This window comes from Streptomyces sp. NPDC057137 (assembly GCF_042670825.1).
In the GTDB taxonomy this organism is placed as follows: domain Bacteria; phylum Actinomycetota; class Actinomycetes; order Streptomycetales; family Streptomycetaceae; genus Streptomyces.
Map to the genome: position 1 here is coordinate 44,200 of NZ_JBHUUW010000058.1, position 6,783 is coordinate 50,982.

5 protein-coding genes are annotated in these 6,783 nt (G+C 69.5%); 2 read left to right on the forward strand and 3 right to left on the reverse strand.

Translation table 11 applies throughout. From position 1 onward, the window contains the following. Positions 1–81 precede the first annotated feature (81 nt). A complete protein-coding gene (locus ACFT9I_RS31960; protein WP_382570034.1) occupies positions 82–1,251 on the reverse strand; it encodes a glycerophosphodiester phosphodiesterase in 1,170 nt (389 codons plus the stop codon). A gap of 288 nt (positions 1,252–1,539) precedes the next feature. Between ACFT9I_RS31960 and ACFT9I_RS31965 the strand changes: the two genes are divergently transcribed. Further along, positions 1,540–2,163: a lysophospholipid acyltransferase family protein gene (locus tag ACFT9I_RS31965; RefSeq protein WP_382570036.1), complete on the forward strand. Its 624-nt coding sequence runs from the start codon at positions 1,540–1,542 to the stop codon at positions 2,161–2,163. Between the two features lie 75 nt (positions 2,164–2,238). On the opposite strand, the gene ACFT9I_RS31970 is transcribed toward ACFT9I_RS31965, so the two are convergent. Together ACFT9I_RS31970 and ACFT9I_RS31975 are read right to left on the reverse strand one after the other, a co-directional pair. After that, complete coding sequence (locus tag ACFT9I_RS31970; protein WP_382570038.1) at positions 2,239–3,825, reverse strand: MFS transporter; 1,587 nt, start codon at positions 3,823–3,825, stop codon at positions 2,239–2,241. Then, positions 3,822–4,370 carry a TetR/AcrR family transcriptional regulator gene (locus tag ACFT9I_RS31975; protein WP_382570040.1) on the reverse strand — a complete coding sequence of 183 codons (549 nt, stop codon included), beginning with the start codon at positions 4,368–4,370 and terminating at the stop codon, positions 3,822–3,824. The genes ACFT9I_RS31970 and ACFT9I_RS31975 overlap by 4 nt, the downstream gene beginning before the upstream one ends. A 138-nt stretch (positions 4,371–4,508) precedes the next feature. Here ACFT9I_RS31975 and ACFT9I_RS31980 point away from each other — a divergent pair, with 138 nt between their 5' ends. After that, positions 4,509–6,728 carry an NADP-dependent isocitrate dehydrogenase gene (locus ACFT9I_RS31980; RefSeq protein WP_382570042.1) on the forward strand — a complete coding sequence of 740 codons (2,220 nt, stop codon included), beginning with the start codon at positions 4,509–4,511 and terminating at the stop codon, positions 6,726–6,728. The last annotated feature ends 55 nt before the right edge of the window (positions 6,729–6,783 follow it).

Here is a 6,783-nt window from a genome sequence, read left to right on the forward strand (position 1 = left end):
CAACTCGGCGGCCACGGCAACCGGTTGTGCCCCGGCGGGGAACCACCCGGCCGGGGCACGGACTACACGTCGCTGCCGGAATCAGTCCTTGTTGAAGTCGGCGGCCGCCAGCAGACCGGTGTCCGGGTTGTCGGTGAAGATGCCGTCGATGCCCTGCTCGAAGTAGGTCTTGAAGGCTCCGAAGGCATCGCCGTACGCGTTGGGATCCGTACCGATCCGGAAGTCGGCCGGCAGGAAGCTGTTCTCGTTGCGCATCGTGTACGGGTGCAGGATCAGGCCCTTGGCGTGGGCGTCACGCACCAGCGTGGTCGGCTTGCCCAGCTTGCCGGCCGCGTCCCGCGGAATGATCAGGTCCACCCACGGGCCGATGCCCTGCGCGAAGGACGCGATCCACTTCAGCCCCTCGGGCTTGATCAGGTCGGCCACGAAACGCGGGTCGCCCGACTGCTTGAAGTCCCACGGCTGCGTGTCGGCGGCGTCGAAGAGCACGACGCGCGGGGTCGAGACCAGCTTGGCCATGCGCTGCATGCTGGTGGGCTCGAAGGACTGGAGGAAGAGCGGCGAGTCGCGGCGGTCCCTGCCGTACCGGCGAAGCAGCTTCGCGAGCCGCTCCTCCAGGCCGAGACCGAGACCCCGGAAGTAGGTGGGGTGCTTCGTCTCGACGTACAGCCACACGGGCTCGCCCCGGCGGCGGCCCTCCTCGTCGGCCCAGCGCAGCACCTCCTCGAAGGTGGGGATCTCCCAACGGCCGTTGTAGAGGGTGCTGTGCGGACGGGACTGCGGGATGCGCTCCTTGGCGCGCAGCTTCTTCAGCTCGGCGAGGGTGAAGTCCTCGGTGAACCAGCCGGTGAGGCTGACCCCGTCGACACTCTTGGTCGTCTTGCGCCCGGCGAACTCCGGGTGGTCGGCGACATCCGTGGTGCCGGTGATGTCGTTCTCGTGACGGCAGACGAGATGACCGTCCTTGGTGGGCACGAGGTCCTGCTCGATCACGTGCGCGCCGAGGTCGAGCGCGAGCTGGTACGAACCGAGGGTGTGCTCGGGCCGGTAGCCGCTGGCGCCGCGGTGTCCGACGATCGTCGGCACCGGCAGGCCCTTGTGCGGCGGGCGGTGGTTGCCGCCGCGCCCGTCGGACTGCGCCGCCTGCGCCGTACCGGCCGTGCCGACGGAGAGACCGAGTGCGGCCGAGCCGAGCACCGCCGCTCCCAGCACGGTCCGTCGTCCCGGGATGTTGCTCGCACCCTGTGTCATGAACGCTCCTTCATGTGATGTCCATGTGCTGTCCCGCACCTGTCAAGCGAGGGCTTGATCGTAGGCAGTCACCCCCTACACGGGGCAGATCTGGCGCGAACACATCGGAAACTCGTGTCAACACTGCGTATCCGATCGATGAACCCGATGTGCGCGGGGGGCCGACCCGCGAGTATCGTCCTCACCTGCAGAGAGTTAGTCGGCTCGATACGACCGCTCACCAACCGGAGGACCCCGTTGTCCCGCTTTGCGCTCGTCAAGGCAGTGCTCGGACCGATCTTGCGTCTGATGTTCCGGCCACGGGTGGAGGGCGCCGAGAACATCCCGGGGACCGGTCCGGTGATCCTCGCCGGCAATCACCTCACCTTCATCGACTCGATGATCCTGCCGCTCGTCTGCGGCAGCCGTCAGGTCTTCTTCATCGGCAAGGACGAGTACGTCACCGGCAAGGGGCTCAAGGGCCGGCTGATGGCCTGGTTCTTCACCGGCTGCGGCATGATCCCGGTCGACCGTGACGGCGGGCGCGGCGGTGTCGCGGCGCTGATGACCGGCCGCCGGGTGCTGGAGGACGGCCATATGTTCGGCATCTACCCGGAGGGCACGCGCTCCCCCGACGGCCGGCTGTACCGGGGCCGTACGGGTATCGCGCGGCTCACGCTGATGACCGGCGCGCCCGTGATCCCCTTCGCGATGATCGGCACGGACAAGATCCAGCCGAACGGGTCGGGCATGCCGCGGCCGAGCAAGGTGACGGTGCGCTTCGGCGCGCCGATGGAGTTCTCGCGGTACGACGGCATGGACCGCGACCGCTATGTGCTGCGGGCGGTGACCGACTCCGTGATGACGGAGGTCATGCGGCTCGGTGGGCAGGAGTACGTGGACATGTACGCCACCAAGGCGAAGGCTGCCTGAGCCGGGCCGACCCCGCCGACGCCCGCATCCCCTCGTGGGAGGAGCGCGGGCGCCGGTCCCGTCGGGCGGGTGTCCTCAGTCGCGGGACGGGCTGGGTGTTCTGTCCTCGATCGCCGCGGTGGCCGGTTCGACGCCGTCCTCCAGCTTCTGGCCGCGCAGCAGGAACCACGCCACCACCGATGTCGCGAGCAGCACCGCCGCCCCCGCGCCCGCCGCGATGCGCAGGCCGTGGACGAAAGCCTCCTGGGCCGCTGCGACCAGTTCCGCTCCCTGGTGGCCGGGGATGACGCGTACCGCCTCCACCGCGCCGCCCAGTGACTCGTGTGCGGCTGCCGCCGTCTCGGCGGGTACGCCCGCCGGGGTGGGGAAGCCCCGGTAGACGCCCGTGACGATCGAGCCGAGGAGCGCGATGCCGAGCGCGGCGCCCAGTTCGTACGCCGTCTCCGACACCGCCGACGCCGCGCCCGCCTGTTCCTTGGGGACGCTGGAGAGGATCACGTCGGCCGTCACGGTGAAGGAGAAGCCCGCGCCGACGCCGACGACCAGCAGCACGGCGCCGAGCATCGGATAGCCGGTGGTCTCGGTCAGTACGACGAGTGAGGCGGTCGCCAGGCCGACACCGGCGAGGCCGCCGGCCACCACCAGCCGTACGGAGAACCGCCGGGCCGCCCGGCCGGCGAGCAGGCCGGCCGTCACGGCGCCCACGGCGGCGGGCAGTTCGGCCACGCCCGCCTCCAACGGCCCACGCTCCTGGACGAGTTGCAGATACTGCGACAGGAAGAAGACGAGCCCGGACAGGCCGAGGATGGTCAGCAGGTCGGCGAGTACGGCTCCGGAGAAGCCTCGGTTCCTGAACAGCCGCATGTCGAGCAGCGGGTGGCGGATCCTGAGCTGTCTGCGGACGAAGCGGACGAGCGCGGCGACGCCGACCACCGCCGCGGCGGCGATGTCCCAGCGCAGCCCGTGCGCGGCGGCTTCCTTGATGGCGTACACGACACCGACGATCCCGACGAGGGACAGCAGCACGCTCTGCACGTCCCAGGGGCCGGGTGCGGGGTTCTTCGACTCGGGCAGGAGCTTCACGCCCACGACGACGAGGACCGCCATGACGGGCAGGTTGATCAGGAAGACCGAGCCCCACCAGAAGTGCTCCAGCAGGAATCCGCCGACGACCGGACCCACGGCCGCGCCCGCCGAGGCCGCGGCGCCCCAGATGCCGATGGCAAGGCTGCGCTCCTTGGGGTCGTGGAAGATGTTGCGGATCAGGGCCAGCGTGGAGGGCATCAGCGTCGCGCCGGCGACACCCAGCAGCGCCCGCGCGACGATCATCATCTCCGGGCTGGTCGCGTACGCGTTGAGTACGGAGACGGCACCGAAGGCGACGGCGCCCGTCAGCAGCAGTTTCTTGCGGCCGATCCGGTCGCCGAGGCTGCCCATGGAGACGAGCAGGCCGGCGATGACGAACGAGTAGATGTCGCCGATCCAGAGCAGTTGGGTGCCGGACGGCTTGAGGTCCTCGCTCAGGAAGGGTGTGGCGAGGCCGAGGACCGTGGCGTCGACCGCCACCAGCAGCACGGCCAGGACGAGTACGGACAGGGCGAGCCAGCGCCCCGGGCGGTGCCGGGGGTCCGTCTCCGTCGCCGTCAGGTCGGTGCTGATCATTGCTCCACGCTCCGTCGTGCTCCGCCGAGCAGCAACTCGGCGATCATGTACTGGAAGTCCTTCGCGGCGACCCGTCCGTCCTGGACGGCCCAGGCGCAGGTGCCGATGAGTCCGTAGAACGCCTCGGTGAGCCAGGCGGGGGGCAGGTCGATGCGGAACTCGCCCTGCTCCTGTCCGCGCCGGAAGAGTCCGGCGACCCGGGCGTCGAGCCGGTCCCAGCCCTCGTTCACCTCGCCCTCGAAGAGCTGGTTCTCGGTGACCAGGAAGGCCAGGAGCCCGGCGGCGGGCTCGACCTCGGCGACGAGTCTGCGCAGCGCGTCGCTCGCGGGTCCCTCGTCCGTCCGCGCCGCGTCGAGCGCCGCCTCGAACTCCCGGATGCCCAGCTCCTCCAGCGCCTTGACCAGGGCGTCGCGCCCCGCGAAGTGCCGGTGCAGGGTGGCCCGGCCGATGCCGGAGGCCCGCGCGACCTCGTCCATGGTGGCGGTCGCCTTGCGGGTGAGGAGGGCGGCGGCCGTACGCAGCACCTGGTCACGATCGACTGTCATGAGACAACCATAGCCCAAATGAGACGTTGATGTCTCATTCGACACGGATACCGCTCAGTACGGGCCACTGTCGAGCAACCCCGGGCCAAGGGATATCTTGATGTCGAGCAATGTTGCAGACGTGGAGCGGAGCACCCGGTGACAGACTCGACCATCATTTACACGCACACCGACGAGGCCCCGGCCTTGGCCACCTACTCATTCCTGCCTGTGGTCGAGGCCTATGCCTCGACGGCCGGGGTCACGGTGGAGCGCCGTGACATCTCGCTGGCGGGACGGATCATCGCCGGTTTCGCCGACCGTCTCGAAGCGGGACAGCGGATCGATGACGCGCTCGCGGAGCTCGGCGCCCTGGCCAAGACGCCCGAGGCGAACATCATCAAGCTGCCGAACATCTCGGCGTCGATCCCGCAGCTGAAGGCGGCGATCGCGGAGCTGCAGCAGCAGGGTTACGCGCTGCCCGACTACCCGGACGACCCGAAGTCGGACGAGGACAAGGACGTACGGGCGCGCTACGACAAGGTCAAGGGCAGCGCCGTGAACCCGGTGCTGCGCGAGGGCAACTCGGACCGCCGCGCCCCCGCCTCGGTGAAGAACTACGCCAAGGCGCACCCCCACCGGATGGGCGCCTGGACGGCCGATTCGAAGACGAACGTCGCGCACATGGATGCCGACGACTTCCGCTCCACCGAGAAGTCCGCCGTGATCGCCGAGGACGGCACCCTGCGGATCGAGCTGGTGGGCGACGACGGGAACACCACCGTCCTGCGTGAGTCGGTGCCCGTGCTGGCCGGCGAGGTCGTGGACGTGTCCGCGATGCGCGTGGCCGCGCTGCGTGAGTTCCTCACCGCGCAGATCGCCCGCGCCAAGGCCGAGGACGTCCTGTTCTCGGTGCACCTCAAGGCCACGATGATGAAGGTCTCCGACCCGATCATCTTCGGTCACACGGTGCGCGCCTTCTTCCCCAAGACGTTCGCGGAGCACGGCCAGGCGCTCGCCGCAGCCGGTCTGAGCCCGAACGACGGCCTCGGCGGCATCCTCAAGGGTCTTGAGTCGCTGCCCGAGGGATCGAAGATCGCGGAGTCGTTCACGGCCGAGCTGGCCGAGGGCCCGGCGCTGGCGATGGTCGACTCCGACAAGGGCATCACCAACCTGCACGTGCCGAGCGATGTCATCGTCGACGCCTCCATGCCGGCCATGATCCGCACCTCCGGCCACATGTGGGGCCCGGACGGCGGCGAGGCCGACACGCTCGCCGTCATCCCCGACAGCAGCTACGCGGGCATCTACCAGGTCGTCATCGACGACTGCCGCGCCCACGGCGCCTACGACCCGTCGACCATGGGCTCGGTGTCCAACGTCGGTCTGATGGCGCAGGCGGCCGAGGAGTACGGCAGCCACGACAAGACCTTCGAGATCCCCGCCACCGGCACGGTGCGCGTCGTGGACACGGCGGGCAACGCCGTACTGGAGCAGACGGTCAGCGCCGGCGATGTCTTCCGGATGTGCCAGACCAAGGACGTGCCGATCCAGGACTGGGTCAAGCTGGCCGTCGGCCGCGCCCGCGCCACCGGAAACCCGGCCGTGTTCTGGCTGGACGAGGGCCGCGCGCACGACGCCAACCTGATCGCCAAGGTGAACGCGTACCTGCCCGAGCACGACACCGACGGGCTGCAGATCGAGATCAAGACGCCCGTCGAGGCGATCGCGTTCTCGCTGGAGCGCATCCGGCGCGGCGAGGACACCATCTCGGTGACCGGCAACGTCCTGCGTGACTACCTGACCGACCTCTTCCCGATCCTGGAGCTCGGCACGAGCGCCAAGATGCTCTCGGTCGTACCGCTCATCAACGGCGGCGGGCTCTTCGAGACGGGCGCGGGCGGCTCGGCGCCGAAGCATGTGCAGCAGCTCGTCAAGGAGGACTACCTCCGCTGGGACAGCCTGGGCGAGTTCCTCGCGCTGGCCGTCAGCTTCGAGCACCTCGCGACCACGACGGGCAACGCGCGCGCCCAGGTGCTCGCCGACACGCTCGACCGCGCCACCGGCTCGTTCCTGAGCGAGAACAAGTCGCCCAGCCGCAAGGTCGGCGGCATCGACAACCGCGGCAGCCACTTCTACCTGGCGCTCTACTGGGCGCAGGAGCTGGCGAAGCAGACCGAGGACGCGCAGCTCGCCGGCGCGTTCGCGGCGCTCGCCGAGACGCTGGCCGAGCAGGAGCAGACCATCGTGGCCGAACTGCTCGCCGTGCAGGGGGCGCCGGTCGACATCGGCGGCTACTACCAGCCGGACCCGGCGAAGGCGGAGGCCGTGATGCGGCCGTCGAAGACGTTCAACCAGGCTATTTCCACGCTGGGTTGATCCACCGCACCACGCGAAAGCCTCTATCTGGACCCGCCCGAGCGGGCCCTGGTCT

Coding starts and splice junctions, on each gene's coding strand:
- ACFT9I_RS31960 (WP_382570034.1), bottom strand. CDS start 1,251: ATGACACAGGGTGCGAGCAACATCCCGGGACGACGGACCGTGCTGGGA.
- ACFT9I_RS31965 (WP_382570036.1), top strand. CDS start 1,540: ATGTTCCGGCCACGGGTGGAGGGCGCCGAGAACATCCCGGGGACCGGT.
- ACFT9I_RS31970 (WP_382570038.1), bottom strand. CDS start 3,825: ATGATCAGCACCGACCTGACGGCGACGGAGACGGACCCCCGGCACCGC.
- ACFT9I_RS31975 (WP_382570040.1), bottom strand. CDS start 4,370: ATGACAGTCGATCGTGACCAGGTGCTGCGTACGGCCGCCGCCCTCCTC.